This window comes from Pseudomonas sp. BR20, from assembly GCF_050780135.1.
Taxonomy (GTDB): domain Bacteria; phylum Pseudomonadota; class Gammaproteobacteria; order Pseudomonadales; family Pseudomonadaceae; genus Aquipseudomonas.
Map to the genome: position 1 here is coordinate 5498812 of NZ_CP172012.1, position 15806 is coordinate 5514617.

Below are 15806 nucleotides of genomic sequence, written 5' to 3' on the forward strand. Positions count from 1 at the left end.
GCGCGGGTTCTGGGGCGTGGGACGTCGAAAACGCCCGCAGGTTCCCCAATGTGCCATCAGTCGCGGAAGTTATTGAACTGCAGCGGCATGTCGAAGGTCTTGGCGCGCAGGGCCGCAATGGCGTCCTGCAGGTCATCACGCTTCTTGCCGGTGACGCGAACCTGCTCACCCTGGATGGCAGCCTGGACTTTCAGCTTGGCATCCTTGATATGGGCGACGATCTTCTTCGCCAGCTCCTTGTCGATGCCTTCCTTGAGTACGGCTTCCTGCTTCATCAGCTTGCCGGAGGCGTAGGCGTCCTTGATTTCAAGGCACTGTGCGTCGATCTTGCGCTTGACCAGCGACAGCTTGAGGATCTCGATCATCGCTTCCAGCTGGAAATCGGCTTCAGCGGTCAAGTTGACGGTCAGCTCCTTTTCCTTGAATTCGAAGCTGCCCTTGCCTTTCAAGTCATAGCGGCGGTCCAGCTCCTTGACGGCATTCTCGACGGCGTTGGTGACTTCGTGTTTGTCCAGTTCAGATACCACGTCGAACGAAGGCATGTGATTTCTCCAATATAAGGGGCGGGCTCAGTAGAGATGGAGCGCGCCCGAGCTAAAATGCCGGGGCATTATAGCGGTTCTTTCGTCCCGTTCACTGTGAGCGACCCTACGGAGCAAAAACTGATGTCGACCACCTGGCATATTCTCGGCGCCGGCAGCCTGGGCACGTTGTGGGCCACCCGCCTGGCTCGCGCCGGCTTGCCCGTCAGGTTGATCCTGCGCGATGCCGCGCGCCTGGCCAGCTACCGGGCGTCACCCGGCTTGACCCTGGTGGAACAGGGCGTAGCCCATACCTACCCGGTGTTCGCCGAAAAACCCGACAGCCCCGAGCCGATTCATCGCCTGCTGGTGGCCTGCAAGGCCTACGACGCCGAGGGCGCTGTCGCACAACTGCAACATCGCCTGGCACCGGACGCCGAGCTGATCCTGCTGCAAAACGGCCTCGGCAGCCAGGACGCTGTGGCCGCGCAACTGCCCCAGGCTCGCTGCCTTTTTGCCTCCAGCACCGAAGGCGCGTTTCGCGACGGTGACTGGCGCGTGGTGTTCGCCGGCCACGGCTACACTTGGCTGGGGGACGCGAGCCACCCTACCCCACCGCTGTGGCTGGATGACCTGCACGCTGCCGGCATCCCCCACGAATGGAGTACCGACATCCTGACGCGCCTGTGGCGCAAACTGGCGCTCAATTGCGCGATCAACCCGCTGACTGTGCTTTACCAGTGCCGCAACGGCGAACTGCAGAACCATCAATGTGAAATCGCTACCCTGTGCGCCGAACTTGGCGAACTGCTGGAATGCTGCGGCCAGCCCGCTGCCGCGCTGGATCTGCAGCACGAAGTAGAACGGGTGATCCAGGCCACGGCTGCCAATTACTCGTCCATGTACCAGGACGTGGCCAATGCCCGCCGCACCGAAATCAGCTACTTGTTGGGCTATGCTTGCCAGGCGGCCGTCCGTCACCAATTGAGCCTGCCGCATTTGCAACAACTGCAAGTGCGCCTGGTCGAGCAGTTACTTGCACGCGGATTGCCCAGCGACTGAGCCACGCGCTACCCTGCCCGCCTGTCTATCACCTGGGAAAACCCTGATGCCGCTGCGCCAGCGTCTAGAAAACCTACCGGTCGGGCAGAAATTGCTGGCCGCCCTGCTGGTGCTGCTCACCACTGTCCTGCTGGTGGCCAACCTGACCTTTATCAGTGCCGCCTACTGGATCTCCCAGGAAAGCATGGCACCCCAGGCCTTGCAGGCCATCGGCCGGCTGGTGTCCAACCCGGCCCTCGCCGCCGAAGCCCTTGAATCCCCGGCCAAGGCTGATGCGCTGCTCAATGAACTGACCAGCTATTCGCCCCTGCGCGCCGCCGCCCTGTACGACGGCGAAGGCAATCGCCTTGCGCAGATGCAACACGGCGATCGCCTGCACCTGCCGGACAACTACCGGCATATCGAAGCCTGGCGAGTGACCGAATTTCGCAGTAACCAGGTCATCACCCTGCCCCGCCCCGGCCAACCGTCCGGTCACCTGCTGCTGGTGGCCAGCAGTGAGCTGCCGGTGGCTTTCTATACCGGCACATTGACGGCGAGCCTGGGCATCCTGATTTTCAGTGTGCTGCTATGGTTGATCATCGCCCGGCAGATCAAACGCCTGATCACCCGGCCGATCCATGAACTCGAAGAGCTGTCACGCCAGGTCACCCGCGAAGAGAACTACGCCTTGCGTGCCGGCCGGGGCAACCGCGACGAAATCGGCAGCCTGGCCGAAGCCTTCAACACGATGCTGTCGCGCATCGAAGCCCGGGAGCAGCAGCTCAAGCGCGCGCGGGACGACTCCCAGGCGGCCTACGACCAGGCACAAGGTCTGGCCGAAGAGACACGTCACACCAACCGCAAGCTGGAGCTGGAAGTCCAGGTGCGCAGCAAGATCGAGAAAAAGCTCACCGGTTTCCAGAACTACCTGAACAGCATCATCGACTCGATGCCTTCGGCACTGATCGCCCTGGACGAACAGCTCTACGTCACCCAATGGAATCAGGAGGCCACGGCCTTGTCCGGCACGCGCCTGGATGAAGCGCTGAATCAACCGATCTACCTCGCCTTCCAGCCGCTCAAGCCATACCTGCCGCAGATCAAGGCCACGGTGGAGCAACACACGGTGGAACGCATCGAACGCGTTACCTGGATCAAAGACGACGAACCCAAGCATTACGCCCTGACCTTCTATCCGCTGATGGGCGGTGCCGGGCGCGGCGTGGTGATCCGTATCGACGACATCACCCAGCGCCTGTCACTGGAAGAAATGATGGTGCAGTCGGAAAAAATGCTGTCCGTCGGCGGGCTTGCTGCCGGCATGGCCCACGAGATCAACAACCCGCTGGGGGCGATCCTGCATAACGTGCAGAACATTCGCCGTCGCCTGTCCCCGGACCTGCCCAAGAACCTGGAGCATGCCGAACAGGTGGGCATTGAGCTGGGCACGGTCAACCGCTACCTGCAAAGCCGCGAAGTGCCGCAACTGCTCGACGGTATCCAACAGGCAGGGGCGCGGGCGGCGAAAATCGTCACCCACATGCTCAGCTTCAGCCGCCGCAGCAACCGGCAGATGGCGCCTTGCGACTTGCCGGCGCTGATCGACCAGGCGGTAGAAATCGCCGGTAACGACTTTGACCTGGCTATTGGCTTCGACTTCAAGGGCCAGGCGATCATCCGTCAGTTCGACCCGCAATTGGGCCCCGTGCCCGGCACGGCCAACGAACTGGAACAGGTGCTGCTCAACCTGCTGAAAAACGCCGCCCAGGCCATTCATCTGCGCGAAGACGACAGCGAACCGGGGCGCATCATCCTGCGCACGCGCCTTAACCCGCCGTGGGCGGAAATCCAAGTGGAAGACAACGGCATCGGCATGAGCGAGAACGTGCGCAAACGCACCTTCGAACCGTTCTTTACCACCAAGGAAATCGGCCAGGGCACCGGGCTTGGGCTGTCGGTGTCGTATTTCATCATCACCAACAACCACAAAGGCCAGATGGAAGTGCATTCCACCCTCGGCCAAGGCACCTGCTTCACCTTGCGCCTGCCCTTGGCGGGCCAACTGCCACCTTACGAACTCACCCAACTGGAGCACTGACCATGGGCTTTCGCCTGTCGAAGATTTATACCCGCACCGGCGATAAAGGCGAAACTGGCCTGGGCGACGGTCGCCGCGTGCCCAAGGACCATCCCCGGGTGGAAGCCATCGGCGAGGTCGATACGCTGAATAGCCAGTTGGGGTTACTGCTGGCGTATCTCGAAGCCCTCGGCGGGCAGCATCCAGGCTTACAGGACGTGATCGAGGTGCTTACGCCTTGCCAGCATCGATTGTTCGATCTGGGCGGCGAGTTGGCGATGCCGGAGTACAAGGCACTGAACGCGGCGGAAGTTGATCGGCTGGAAGCGGCGATTGATCGCTGGAACGAGGAAGTCGGACCGCTTGAAAACTTTATCTTGCCTGGTGGTTCTGCGCTGATTGCCCAGGCCCATGTATGCCGCAGCCTGGCGCGCAGTGCCGAACGGCGCTGTCAGCATTTGAATGCTGTCGAGCCGTTGGAAGGGGTGGGGTTGGCGTATATCAATCGGCTGTCGGATTTGCTGTTTGTGGCCGCGCGGGTGATTGCCAAGCGCCAGGGTGTTGCAGAAGTGTTGTGGCAGGCGGCGGCAAAGCCACACTGATGATGATTCGTTGACTGACAGGGCCTCATCGGGGGCAAGCCCCCTCCCACATTTTGATCACATTCCAAAGTTGGAACTCGGTCGAATGTGGGAGGGGGCTTACCCCGATAGGGCCCTTCAGAGCACCATCAAACCTCAGGCCAGAACGCCCGAATCCCTGCGACACCTTGAGCCCCGGCTTCCCACGCCTGCTCCCGCTGCGCAGGCCCTACCCCACCCAACAGAAACACCGGTTTGCTGAACCCACGGATCAACTCCGCTGCCTGCTCCCAGCCCAACGGCTGGGCATCGGGATGGGTCTGGGTCGGCTGCACCGGCGACAGCGTGACAAAGTCCACGTCCATCAATTCCGCCAACGCCAATTCTTCCGCGTTATGGCATGAAGCCCCCAACCAGCGATCCTTCGGCAACGGCCGGCCCTTGCTCGCATATTTGCGCAGTTGGGCCGAGGTCATATGCCAGCCGGCCGCCGGGAAGTCCCCGAGCCATTCAAACGGCCCCTTGAGCATCAACTGCGCCTTACCGGCGCACAGGCCCACCGCATCTACCGCGAGATCGCGGTATTTGGGGTCGTAACCGTTGGGCGCCCGCAGCTGGATCAGCTTGATACCGCCGGCGACAGCCTTCTGAATCCCGCGCAAGAGCGTCGGCGTTTCCAGCTCGCCCGGCGTGATCAGGTAGTCGGCGGGCAAGCGTGCAGCAGCCACAATCGGCGCGTTGGCCGCTGGGAACTCATAGTTGGGCAGATCGCGCGGGGCCACCCACTCCAGCGGTTGTCCCTCGGCACCGTGGGGCTCGCCGGTAAAGGCCGAGACTTCCCAGACATCCAGCAATACCTGTTTGTCCGGGTAGTCATGCTGCACCTTGATCAGCGGTCTCGCCGTGGTGACCTGGATGCCCAGTTCTTCCTGCAACTCACGGGACAGGGCCGTGGCGACCGACTCATCGGCCTCCACCTTGCCACCGGGAAACTCCCACAGGCCGCCCTGATGCTGGGTATCGGCACGGCGCGCCAGCAGGATCCTGCCGTCGACACCGCGGATCACCGCTGCTGCTACATGCACTCGTCTCACCGCGCTTATCCTCTTCTATCAGGTGCGGTATTCCGCATTGATCTTCACGTACTCGTGGGACAGGTCGGTGGTCCAGATGGTTTCGCTGCACTCACCGCGACCGAGTTCAATGCGGATGGTGATTTCTTCCTGCTGCATCACCGCCGAGCCCTGGGCTTCGGTGTAGGTCTCGGCACGGGCGCCACGGCTGGCGATGCATACGTCGCCAAGGAACACGTCGATCTTGCTCACGTCCAGGTCCGGCACGCCGGCACGGCCAACGGCAGCCAGAATGCGCCCCCAGTTCGGGTCGGAGGCGAACAGCGCGGTCTTGATCAGCGGCGAGTGGGCCACGGTGTAGCCGACATCCAGGCATTCCTGGTGGTTGCCGCCGCCGTTGACTTCAACCGTCACGAACTTGGTCGCGCCTTCACCGTCACGCACGATGGCCTGGGCCACGTCCATGCACACCTCGAACACCGCCTGCTTCAGCGCCGCGAACAGCGGGCCGCTGGCCTCGGTGATTTCCGGCAGGTTGGCCTGGCCGGTGGCGATCAGCATGCAGCAGTCATTGGTGGACGTATCGCCATCAATGGTGATGCGGTTGAACGACTTGTTGGCACCGTCCAGGATCAGGCTGTGCAGCACATCGCGGGAAACCTTGGCGTCAGTGGCGATGTAGCCAAGCATGGTGGCCATGTTCGGGCGGATCATACCTGCGCCCTTGCTGATACCAGTCACGGTAACCGTCACACCGTCGTGCACGAACTGGCGGCTCGCGCCCTTTGGCAGGGTATCGGTGGTCATGATGCCGGTGGCGGCAGCTGCCCAGTTATCCACAGACAGGTCATCCAGCGCGGCTTGCAGGGCGCCTTCGATTTTCTCGACCGGCAGCGGCTCACCGATGACGCCCGTGGAGTACGGCAGCACTTGGCTGGCGTCCACGCCGGCCAGTTGGGCCAGCTTGGCGCAGGTGCGCGCAGCGGCGACCAGCCCAGGCTCGCCGGTACCGGCGTTGGCATTGCCGGTGTTGGTCAGCAGGTAACGGATCGAGCCGGCAACACGCTGCTTGGCCAGGATCACCGGCGCGGCGCAGAAGGCGTTGAGGGTGAACACGCCCGCAACGGTCGAGCCTTCGGCACAGCGCATCACCACCACATCCTTGCGCCCTGGGCGCTTGATGCCGGCCGAAGCGATACCGAGCTCAAAACCGGCAACCGGGTGCAATGTGGGCAAAGGACCAAGACCAACAGCCATGAATGCGCTCCTTAAAAATAGGTGATGTCTGTGCCGTCGTGATCGACGGTGAAATTAATGGCAAAACGCCGCGACGGCAGGGGCCGGTCGCGGCGCGGGGTGTAGCAGCGTCAGGCGAAAATCTTATTCGATCTGGCCGTGGCAGTGTTTGAATTTCTTGCCCGAACCGCAATAGCACAGTTCGTTGCGGCCCAGCTTCTGTTCATTGCGTACCGGGGTCTGGGCCAGGACCACATCGACCTCTTCACCCAATACTTCAGGCGCTTCCAGACCCGGTGCCTCGTCGTGCTGGAACTGCATGCGCGCCGCCAGTGCCTCGGCTTCCTGGCGCAGGCGAGCCTCTTCCTCGATCGGGTCTTCGCGACGCACCTGAACGTGGGACAGCACGCGAATCGAATCGCGCTTGATCGAATCCAGCAACTCGGAGAACAGCGTGAACGACTCGCGCTTGTACTCCTGCTTCGGGTTCTTCTGGGCATAGCCACGCAGGTGGATACCGTGACGCAGGTGGTCCATGGTCGACAGGTGGTCTTTCCACAGGTCGTCCAGCACACGCAGTACGATTTGCTTCTCGAAGGTGCGCAGTGCTTCGGCACTCGCCTGCTCTTCTTTCTCGTTGTACGCGGCCAGCAGCTCGGTCATGAGCTTCTCGCGCAGGGTCTCTTCGTACAAGTGGTCGTCTTCGTCGAGCCACTGCTGGACCGGCAAGTCGACACCGAAGTCGCTCTTCAACGCCGCTTCCAGACCGGCGACGTCCCACTGCTCAGGCAGCGATTGTGGCGGGATATGGGCGCTGACGGTGGCGTTGAGCACGTCCTGACGGAAATCGGCGATGGTCTCGCCAATGTTGTCGGCGGCCAGCAACGTGTTACGCATGTGATAGATCACTTTACGCTGTTCGTTGTTGACGTCATCGAACTCGAGCAGTTGCTTACGAATGTCGAAGTTACGGCCTTCTACCTTGCGCTGGGCCTTCTCGATGGCGTTGGTCACCATGCGGTGCTCGATCGCTTCACCGGACTGCATGCCCAGGGCCTTCATGAAGTTCTTCACCCGATCCGAGGCGAAGATACGCATCAGGCTGTCTTCCAGGGACAGGTAGAAACGGCTGGAACCGGCGTCACCCTGACGGCCGGCACGACCGCGCAACTGGTTGTCGATACGACGGGACTCGTGACGCTCGGACGCGATCACCTGCAGGCCACCGGATTCCAGCACGGCCTGGTGGCGTTTCTGCCAGTCTGCCTTGATCTGGGCGATCTGCTCGGGGGTCGGGTTGTCCAGCGAGGCCACTTCCACTTCCCAGTTACCGCCCAACAGGATGTCGGTACCACGACCGGCCATGTTGGTGGCAATGGTCAGCGCGCCTGGGCGACCGGCCTGGGCGATGATCTCGGCTTCTTTTTCGTGGAACTTGGCGTTGAGGACCTTGTGCTCGATGCCTTCCTTGTTGAGCAGGTTGGACACGTGCTCGGAAGTCTCGATGGTGGCGGTACCCACCAGGATCGGACGACCCTGGGCCATGCCGTCCTTGATGTCGTTGATGATCGCCGCGTATTTCTCTTCGGCGGTCAGGAACACCAGGTCGTTGAAGTCTTTACGGGCCAGCGGCTTGTTCGGCGGGATGACCACCACCGACAGACCGTAGATCTGGTGGAATTCGAACGCTTCGGTGTCGGCGGTACCGGTCATGCCGGACAGCTTGTTGTACAGGCGGAAGTAGTTCTGGAAGGTGGTGGACGCCAACGTCTGGCTCTCGGCCTGGATGTTGAGCATTTCCTTGGCTTCGATGGCCTGGTGCAGGCCTTCGGACAGACGACGGCCCGGCATGGTACGCCCGGTGTGTTCGTCGACCAGTACGACCTGGCCATCCTGCACGATGTATTCGACGTTGCGATGGAACAGCTTGTGGGCACGCAGGCCGGCATACACGTGGGTCAGCAGGCCCAGGTTGTGGGCCGAGTACAGGCTCTCGCCTTCAGCCAGCAGGCCGATCTGGGTCAGCATGTCTTCGACGAACTGGTGACCGGCTTCGTTGAGTTCGACCTGGCGGGTCTTCTCGTCGATGGTGAAGTGACCTTCTTTGGTCACCACGCCTTCCACTTCCTCGATGTGCTGCTCAAGACGCGGGATCAACTTGTTGATCTCGGTGTACAGGCGTGAGCTGTCTTCGGCCTGGCCGGAGATGATCAGCGGGGTACGGGCTTCGTCGATGAGGATGGAGTCGACTTCGTCGATCACGGCAAAGTTGAGTTCGCGCTGGAATTTTTCTTCCATGCTGAACGCCATGTTGTCGCGCAGGTAGTCGAAGCCGAATTCGTTGTTGGTACCGTAGGTGATGTCGGCGGCGTAGGCGGCGCGCTTTTCTTCCGGCGGCTGGAACGGCGTTACCACGCCGACGGTCAGGCCGAGGAATTCATACAGCGGGCGCATCCAGTTGGCGTCCCGGCGAGCCAGGTAGTCGTTCACCGTCACAACGTGCACGCCCTTGCCGGACAGTGCGTTGAGGTAAACACCCAGGGTTGCTACCAGGGTCTTACCTTCACCGGTACGCATTTCGGCAATCATGCCTTCATGCAAGGTCATGCCGCCGATCAACTGGACGTCGAAGTGGCGCATGCCCATGACACGCTTACCGGCTTCACGAGCAACCGCAAAGGCTTCGGGAAGCAGCTTGTCGAGGGTTTCACCTTTGGCTATGCGGGCCTTGAACTCTTCGGTCTTGGCGCGCAATTGCTCGTCCGAAAGGGCAACCATCTGCTCTTCGAAGGCATTGACCAGCTGCACCGTCTTGAGCATGCGTTTGACTTCGCGCTCATTCTTGCTTCCAAAAAGTTTCTTTAACAAAGGCGCAAACATATCGGCAGGTTCTTCCACACATAGGGATGGAGGGCGCACCGTGAGTGGCCCGAGCAGCCCTCACGGCCGCATGCGAACGCGCATTCTACCCGGAATCGTGGGTGAGGAAAGTGGCGTTGTTCCCCGAGGCGGGCAAGGGGCTGTGAGAGGGCTTGTTTAAAATAAGGGCTTTTGCGCGAACTTCAACCCGTGGAGCTCATTGATTTTGTGGATAAAGTCCCGGCAATGCATTGCCCAGGGCCGCGCAGACGCTTTCTGCTAAGATGGCCGCTCTGTTACTTAAGGTGTCCAAACATGGCATTTCGCCCTCTTACAGCCCGCGCGCCCAGCGTGTTGCTTCGCGAAGCCAAGCCGTTGAAAGCCATCTTTGGCCATGCGCAACGCTTGGGCCATTTGCAACGCCTGCTCGAAAGCCAACTGCAACCAGCCGCCCGTGAACACTGCCATGTGGCGTCCTGGCGTGAAGGCAACCTGCTGCTGATTGTCACAGATGGCCACTGGGCGACGCGCTTGCGCTATCAGCAAAAACGCCTGCAACGTCAATTGATGGCATTCGATGAGTTCGCCAGCTTGACACGCATCCAGTTCAAGGTGCAGCCGCCGACCGTGCAGCAAGGCGCGGCGGGCCACACGATGGATTTATCGGAGACAGCGGCCGAGACGATTCAGGCCACGGCCGACGGGATCAGCGATCCGGGCCTGCGCGCGGCACTTGAGCGGCTGGCCGCCCATGGCAAGCCCAAACCCTGAACCGCTACTTACGCTTACTACCTCCCAGCAAAGACCCCAGCAAGCCACGCACCAGTTGACGCCCCATCTGATTGGCGGCCTGCTGCATCGCGGATTTCAGCGCTTTGCCTGCGGTGGTTCCCAGAAACGCCCCGGCCTTGTCAGTGAAGCTAGGCTCCTCGTCGGACTGCCTGGCCTCCTCGGTGGGTCCAAGCTCCTTGCGCGCCATCAATACCTCGTAGGCCGACTCGCGATCAATCGGCTTGTCATAGCGCCCCTGCAACGGCGAACTGGCCACCAATGTGGCGCGCTCAGCGGCACTCAGCGGCCCGATTCGCGATTGCGGCGGCGCGACCAGTACGCGGTGGACGACTTCCGGCGTACCTTTTTCCTGCAAGGTGCCCACCAATGCCTCTCCGGTGCCCAGCTCGGTCAACACCGATAAAGCATCAAACGCCGGGTTCGGCCGGAACCCGTCCGCTACCGCCCGCAAGGATTTCTGTTCTTTCGTGGTGAACGCCCGAAGGCCATGCTGGACCCGCAAACCCAGTTGCGCCAGCACGGAGTCCGGCAGGTCGCCCGGCGACTGGGTGACGAAATACACCCCCACCCCTTTGGAACGGATCAGCCGCACCACTTGCTCCAACCGCTCCTGCAAAGCCTTGGGCGTGTCGGCAAACAACAAATGCGCCTCGTCGAAAAACAGCGCCAGCAACGGTTTGTCGGCATCGCCGCGCTCGGGCAGTTGCTCGAACAATTCCGCCAGCAGCCACAACAGGAAGGTCGCGTACACCTTCGGCGCTTCATGCACCAGGCGGCTGGCGTCCAGCAGATGGATACGCCCGCGTCCGTCGCTGGTGGGCTGCAAGATGTCTTCAAGCTGCAGGGCCGGCTCGCCAAACAAGGCCTCGGCGCCCTGCTGCTCCAATACTGCCAGACGCCGCAACAGCGCCTGGCTGGAGCCAGTAGTCATCAGCGCCGCGTCTTCGCCGAGCAACTCCGGGTGATAGCGCAGGTGGTTGAGCAGAGCCTTGAGGTCCTTGAGGTCCAGCAGCAACAGGCCCTCGCGATCCGCCACCTTGAACGCCGCGTAAAGGGCCGACTGCTGGCTATCGGTGAGTTCCAGCAAACTGCCGAGCAACAACGGACCCATTTCGCTGATGGTGGTGCGCAGCGGATGACCGGACTGCCCGTGGATGTCCCACAGCGTCACGGGGTACGCCTTGGCCGTGTAATTAAGGAAAGGCATGCCGGCGATACGCTCGGCCACCTTGCCCTGGGGGCTGGCGGCGGCACCCAGGCCACAGAGGTCACCTTTGATATCAGCCGCAAATACCGCCACGCCCGCATCACTGAAGGCTTCGGCCAGGCGTTGCAATGTGACCGTTTTGCCCGTGCCCGTGGCGCCGGCGATCAACCCGTGACGGTTGGCCAGGCGCATGGCCTGGGCAATGGGCTGGCCGTCAAGACCGGCACCGATAAGGAGTTGCGTGGAGTCAGGCATTTCGTCACCCATGGTTAATCTTTAGTGTCGCCAGGTCTATAAGACAGATGTGAGACCTACAAAGTCTAAAAAACGCTCAGATAGTTCCTACAGGGACCAACGGAAATATCAAACTTTTTTGACGCTACCCTCCCGCGTATTCCACAAGGACGCGCCTCGGATATTAAGACCTTAGCGGACCCTTCAAGCTATAAATAAAAATCTGCGTTTCAGCCATAAAATCCTGCTTGCAGCCTCCCGTATCGTCATCGCCGCATTTACGCTGTTCACCCTTTGTAACGACTATTTGCAACGTAATGCGATACGCGACGACCTCAATAGCTACCTGCCCGAGATGGGCGACGTCACCGCCAACAGTATCCAGACCTGGCTGACCTGACTTATCGCGCTGGTAGAAAACGCCGCACAGAACATCGCCATCAACCCTGAACCTGGTGCGGTTGCCAGCCTGCTGGAGCAGAAACCCTGAATCTCCATCGCCCCCCCAGCACCAAGATAGCCAAAGCATCGGTGTGGTCCGCGGCGACCTGAGCCTGCAGACCCTGGTGGACAACATCGGGGCACTGAACTTCGGTGACCACCGCCACTGAGGAGCAGACCTCGGTCGTGGAGTCGATCAACATGGACATCACCAAGATCAAAACCCTCAATCAGGAAGGCGTGGAAAACCTGCAGTCGACACTGCGCGCCTGCGCCGACCTGGAACAGCAGGCGGCGCGGTTGAAACAGCTGGTGGGCAGCTTCCGGATCTGACACACACTGTAAAAAACCTTGTGGGAGCAGCCCTGCTCCCACATCTGACCCGTTTCCAGCTGACGACTGCAGCGACACCTATCCCGATCGAACATCTATCCTTACCTCAGGTCCACGTAGGGGAGAGCAATGGATCGGAGGGATGTTCATCGTGCATATCGCTGACATAACCATGTTCTACGCCCCAGCCAGCGGTGGCGTACGCACTTATCTCGACGCCAAGCACCGGCGCCTGGCGCTCAAGCCGGGCATCCGCCACAGCCTGCTGATCCCCGGTGCACACCTGAGCGAACAGGATGGAATATTCAAGGTACCGGCCCCCGCCCTGCCCTTCGGCAAAGGCTACCGGTTCCCGCTGCGCCTGGCGCCATGGCGAAACGTCCTACACGATTTACAGCCTGATCTGATCGAGGTGGGTGACCCCTACCTGACCGCCTGGGCCGCGCTGGATGCCCGGCGCCAGCTGGATGTGCCGGTGATCGGCTTTTATCACTCCGACCTGCCGTTGTTGGTGCGCAACCGCATGGGGCCCTGGCTTACCCCGAATGTCGAAGCCTACGTCAGCAAGCTCTATGGGAATTTCGATCGCGTCCTGGCGCCCAGCCGGGGAATGGCCGACAAGCTCACGGGGCTTGGGGTGAAGAATGTTTTCGTTCAGCCCCTGGGGGTGGACCTGCAGACCTTCACCCCGGACAGGCGCGACCCGGGGTTGCGTGCGGAGTTGGGGGTCAGTGAAGACACGCGCCTGCTGATCTTCGCCGGGCGCGGCTCCAAGGAAAAGAACCTGCCAGTGCTGCTCAACTGCATGAAACGCCTGGGGAGTGGCTATCACCTGCTCTTGGTAGGCTCCAGCATGCCTGCCAGCGTGCCGGACAATGTCACGGTCATCGATGGGTTCAGGCCTGCCCCGCATGTCGCGCGGTTGATGGCCAGTGCCGATGCGCTGCTGCATGGCGGGGACCAGGAAACCTTTGGCCTGGTAATCCTGGAGGCCATGGCTTGCGGGATCCCGGTAGTTGCAGTGGCCGCTGGCGCCTTCACTGAAATTGTCCATGAGCACTGCGGCCTGTTGTGCCCCCCGAACAACCCCAAGGCTATGGCCGATAAGGTGCGCGAGTTGTTCAGCGCCGACAGCCGTCACCTGGGCGCACAGGCACGCCGATATGTGGCGCAGCATTATGCGTGGGATGCGGTGGTCGACAGCCTGCTGGGCCATTATCGTGCGGTACTCGGCAGCCACAAGCCGATGCTTTCCCATGGCTGAGCGCTCGGTGTTGCTGGTCTTGCATGACGTGGCACCGCACAACTGGGCCGACTACCGACCGTTTGTCGAAGCCGTTGACGCGCTGGGAGCGGTGCCTGTCACCTGGCTGGTAGTGCCGGACTTTCATCATCGTGATGCACTGTCCACCCAAGGAGACTTTCGACGACTGCTGGACCGCCGCCTGGAGCGGGGCGATGAACTGGCCCTGCATGGCTACTTCCATAGCGATGATCAACCGCCACCGCGCACGCCCAAAGAATGGTTCATGCGTCGCATCTATACTCACGAAGGTGAGTTCTACCAATTGCCACAGGCCCAGGCCCTGGAACGTATTCGCGCCGGCATCGAGGTATTTCGCCGCAACGACTGGCCACTTCATGGGTTCGTTGCACCCGCCTGGTTGATGAGCCAAGGCACCCGTGATGCCTTGCGCCAATTGCCGCTGAACTACACCAGCGATCCACAACACCTGTACCGGCTCCCCGACTTCAGCCGTATCGACGCCCCGGGCCTGGTGTGGAGTGCCCGTAGCAGCTGGCGTCGGGGCTTATCCAAACTCGTCAGCGACCGCCGTGAACAGCGCTGGCAGAACGCCCCGGTGATTCGACTGGGGCTGCATCCCGTGGATATGCGCCACGATTTTTCCCGTCGTTACTGGATTGAAACCCTGCAACGCCTGCTGGCCGCTGGCCGCACGCCGCAGACCAAAGTGGCGTGGCTGGCAGCGCAACCCTGAGTCGGGTGGTTTGACGGCTGTCGGACGGGTATTCGCCGGCGCTGCTCAAGCGTCTTTTTCAGAAGACTCTTGCGGCTCGTCCGGCAATTGCAACTGCTCCCACAGCTGGGCAGCTCCGGGAAAGTCGGTGCCATCCTCGGCACCCAGCGCGTCAGGGTCGTAGCGACTCAGACATCCTTCGCCCAACGTAGCCGGCGCTTTGGACGTGGCTTTATCAAGTGGATCGCGCATCGCCGACTCCTCAATGGCCGACAAAGAAAAAGGGCCTGCAGCGATTTAACGCCCAGGCCCTCCATTCTTCAATCCAAACGCGTTGATCAGAACACGACAGTCTTGTTGCCGTGCACCAACACGCGATCTTCCAGGTGATAGCGCAGGCCACGGGCCAGCACCATCTTCTCGACATCCCGGCCAAACCGCACCATGTCCTCAATGCTGTCGCTGTGGCTGACACGCACCACGTCCTGCTCGATGATCGGACCGGCATCCAGCTCTTCGGTGACGTAATGGCAGGTTGCGCCAATCAACTTCACGCCACGCAAGGAAGCCTGGTGGTAAGGCTTGGCCCCCACGAACGACGGCAGGAAGCTGTGGTGGATGTTAATCACCTTGCCCGCGTATTCGCGGCACAGCTGCGGCGGCAGGATTTGCATGTAGCGCGCCAGCACGACCACGTCGGCCTCATGCCGCTTGACCAGGCGAGAGACCTCGGCGAACGCCGGCTCCTTGTCCTGTGGGTTGACCGGCACGTGGTAGTAGGGGATGCCATGCCACTCGACCATACTGCGCAGGTCGTCATGGTTGGAGATCACGCACGCGATCTCACAATCCAGCTCGTCGCTGTGCCAGCGGTGCAGCAAGTCGGCCAGGCAGTGGGATTCGCGGCTGGCCATCAACACTACGCGCTTTTTCTGCTCGGTGTCGGTGATGTGCCAGGTCATCGAAAACTCTTCTGCGATTGGCGCAAACGCCTCGCGGAAAGCCTCAAGACCAAAGGGCAGCGTGTCGGCACGGATTTCGTGACGCATGAAGAACCAACCGCTGAGATTGTCCGAGTGATGGCTCGCCTCGGTGATCCAGCCGTTGTGGGAGGCCAGAAAGTTACTGACTTTGGCAACGATGCCGACCCGGTCCGGGCAAGCAATCACCAGCCGAAAAGTGCGCATTAGGGGGGAACTCCAGAACTTCGCAAAGGCCGCCATTCTAGCGATTGTGCAGAAAAACTGCAGTATTCGATGAGCCTTATTCTGATCCACCGCGCTGGTCACATCCCTTAATAGCGCATGGTTTTACCGGCGCTATATGAATGAACAGCGCAAGCGGCGGCAATTATGGAAAAATTAAGCAGGTTATTTCCGGGGTAGCCGCTACTAATTAACTCGATTGCATAGCGCCTTTACAAACATTC

General features: G+C 61.0%; 13 protein-coding genes and 2 pseudogenes. 8 read left to right on the forward strand and 7 right to left on the reverse strand.

Translation table 11 applies throughout. The features are described 5' to 3' along the window. Positions 1-56: 56 nt before the first annotated feature. Positions 57-542, reverse strand: a complete 486-nt coding sequence (locus tag ACHPFG_RS25395) for a YajQ family cyclic di-GMP-binding protein (RefSeq protein WP_053135814.1) — start codon at positions 540-542, stop codon at positions 57-59. 123 nt (positions 543-665) lie between these two features. On the opposite strand from ACHPFG_RS25395, the gene ACHPFG_RS25400 reads away from it, so the two are divergent. The 3 genes from ACHPFG_RS25400 to ACHPFG_RS25410 are packed head-to-tail and all read left to right on the forward strand — an operon-like array spanning position 666 to position 4244. Next, positions 666-1583: a putative 2-dehydropantoate 2-reductase gene (locus tag ACHPFG_RS25400; protein WP_431700742.1), complete on the forward strand. Its 918-nt coding sequence runs from the start codon at positions 666-668 to the stop codon at positions 1581-1583. Positions 1584-1629: 46 nt separating this feature from the next. After that, positions 1630-3663, forward strand: coding sequence for a sensor histidine kinase (locus ACHPFG_RS25405; protein ID WP_145337862.1), 2034 nt, complete (start codon positions 1630-1632; stop codon positions 3661-3663). Positions 3664-3665: 2 nt separating this feature from the next. After that, positions 3666-4244, forward strand: coding sequence for a cob(I)yrinic acid a,c-diamide adenosyltransferase (locus ACHPFG_RS25410; protein ID WP_184743942.1), 579 nt, complete (start codon positions 3666-3668; stop codon positions 4242-4244). A 128-nt stretch (positions 4245-4372) separates the two neighbouring features. Here the strand turns inward: ACHPFG_RS25410 and ACHPFG_RS25415 are convergent, their stop codons facing one another. From ACHPFG_RS25415 to secA, 3 genes are all read right to left on the reverse strand, one after another. Continuing rightward, positions 4373-5317 (reverse strand): Nudix family hydrolase, encoded by a 945-nt coding sequence (locus ACHPFG_RS25415; protein WP_431700743.1) that lies wholly within the window; start codon positions 5315-5317, stop codon positions 4373-4375. A gap of 18 nt (positions 5318-5335) precedes the next feature. Beyond that, a complete protein-coding gene (gene argJ, locus ACHPFG_RS25420; protein WP_027605527.1) occupies positions 5336-6553 on the reverse strand; it encodes a bifunctional glutamate N-acetyltransferase/amino-acid acetyltransferase ArgJ in 1218 nt (405 codons plus the stop codon). Between the two features lie 123 nt (positions 6554-6676). Further along, the gene (secA, locus tag ACHPFG_RS25425) at positions 6677-9412 is read right to left on the reverse strand and encodes a preprotein translocase subunit SecA (protein ID WP_431700744.1); all 2736 of its coding nucleotides are present in this window, start codon (positions 9410-9412) and stop codon (positions 6677-6679) included. 294 nt (positions 9413-9706) lie between these two features. Between secA and ACHPFG_RS25430 the strand changes: the two genes are divergently transcribed. Continuing rightward, positions 9707-10162 (forward strand): DUF721 domain-containing protein, encoded by a 456-nt coding sequence (locus ACHPFG_RS25430; protein ID WP_027605525.1) that lies wholly within the window; start codon positions 9707-9709, stop codon positions 10160-10162. Positions 10163-10166: 4 nt separating this feature from the next. On the opposite strand, the gene ACHPFG_RS25435 is transcribed toward ACHPFG_RS25430, so the two are convergent. Then, positions 10167-11645 (reverse strand): helicase HerA-like domain-containing protein, encoded by a 1479-nt coding sequence (locus ACHPFG_RS25435; protein WP_431703522.1) that lies wholly within the window; start codon positions 11643-11645, stop codon positions 10167-10169. A 190-nt stretch (positions 11646-11835) separates the two neighbouring features. On the opposite strand from ACHPFG_RS25435, the pseudogene ACHPFG_RS25440 reads away from it, so the two are divergent. The 4 genes and pseudogenes from ACHPFG_RS25440 to ACHPFG_RS25455 form a co-directional block, all read left to right on the forward strand. Next, positions 11836-12220, forward strand: a pseudogene (locus ACHPFG_RS25440) (chemotaxis protein); the annotation flags it as partial. Beyond that, positions 12216-12398: pseudogene (locus ACHPFG_RS25445) on the forward strand (hypothetical protein); the annotation flags it as partial. The pseudogenes ACHPFG_RS25440 and ACHPFG_RS25445, both read left to right, overlap by 5 nt. A gap of 142 nt (positions 12399-12540) precedes the next feature. Beyond that, positions 12541-13662 carry a glycosyltransferase family 4 protein gene (locus ACHPFG_RS25450; protein WP_431700745.1) on the forward strand — a complete coding sequence of 374 codons (1122 nt, stop codon included), beginning with the start codon at positions 12541-12543 and terminating at the stop codon, positions 13660-13662. Beyond that, complete coding sequence (locus ACHPFG_RS25455; RefSeq protein ID WP_431700746.1) at positions 13655-14398, forward strand: DUF2334 domain-containing protein; 744 nt, start codon at positions 13655-13657, stop codon at positions 14396-14398. The genes ACHPFG_RS25450 and ACHPFG_RS25455 overlap by 8 nt, the downstream gene beginning before the upstream one ends. A 45-nt stretch (positions 14399-14443) precedes the next feature. On the opposite strand, the gene ACHPFG_RS25460 is transcribed toward ACHPFG_RS25455, so the two are convergent. Together ACHPFG_RS25460 and purU are read right to left on the reverse strand one after the other, a co-directional pair. Beyond that, complete coding sequence (locus ACHPFG_RS25460; RefSeq protein ID WP_431700747.1) at positions 14444-14629, reverse strand: hypothetical protein; 186 nt, start codon at positions 14627-14629, stop codon at positions 14444-14446. 86 nt (positions 14630-14715) lie between these two features. Then, positions 14716-15564: a formyltetrahydrofolate deformylase gene (gene purU / locus ACHPFG_RS25465; protein ID WP_131697904.1), complete on the reverse strand. Its 849-nt coding sequence runs from the start codon at positions 15562-15564 to the stop codon at positions 14716-14718. Positions 15565-15806: the final 242 nt, after the last annotated feature.

Bases quoted from the DNA above. Each gene is read 5' to 3' on its own strand.
- ACHPFG_RS25395 (WP_053135814.1), bottom strand. From the start codon at position 542: ATGCCTTCGTTCGACGTGGTATCTGAACTGGACAAACACGAAGTCACC.
- ACHPFG_RS25400 (WP_431700742.1), top strand. From the start codon at position 666: ATGTCGACCACCTGGCATATTCTCGGCGCCGGCAGCCTGGGCACGTTG.
- ACHPFG_RS25405 (WP_145337862.1), top strand. From the start codon at position 1,630: ATGCCGCTGCGCCAGCGTCTAGAAAACCTACCGGTCGGGCAGAAATTG.
- ACHPFG_RS25410 (WP_184743942.1), top strand. From the start codon at position 3,666: ATGGGCTTTCGCCTGTCGAAGATTTATACCCGCACCGGCGATAAAGGC.
- argJ (WP_027605527.1), bottom strand. From the start codon at position 6,553: ATGGCTGTTGGTCTTGGTCCTTTGCCCACATTGCACCCGGTTGCCGGT.
- secA (WP_431700744.1), bottom strand. From the start codon at position 9,412: ATGTTTGCGCCTTTGTTAAAGAAACTTTTTGGAAGCAAGAATGAGCGC.
- ACHPFG_RS25430 (WP_027605525.1), top strand. From the start codon at position 9,707: ATGGCATTTCGCCCTCTTACAGCCCGCGCGCCCAGCGTGTTGCTTCGC.
- ACHPFG_RS25435 (WP_431703522.1), bottom strand. From the start codon at position 11,645: ATGCCTGACTCCACGCAACTCCTTATCGGTGCCGGTCTTGACGGCCAG.
- ACHPFG_RS25450 (WP_431700745.1), top strand. From the start codon at position 12,541: ATGTTCATCGTGCATATCGCTGACATAACCATGTTCTACGCCCCAGCC.
- ACHPFG_RS25455 (WP_431700746.1), top strand. From the start codon at position 13,655: ATGGCTGAGCGCTCGGTGTTGCTGGTCTTGCATGACGTGGCACCGCAC.
- ACHPFG_RS25460 (WP_431700747.1), bottom strand. From the start codon at position 14,629: ATGCGCGATCCACTTGATAAAGCCACGTCCAAAGCGCCGGCTACGTTG.
- purU (WP_131697904.1), bottom strand. From the start codon at position 15,564: ATGCGCACTTTTCGGCTGGTGATTGCTTGCCCGGACCGGGTCGGCATC.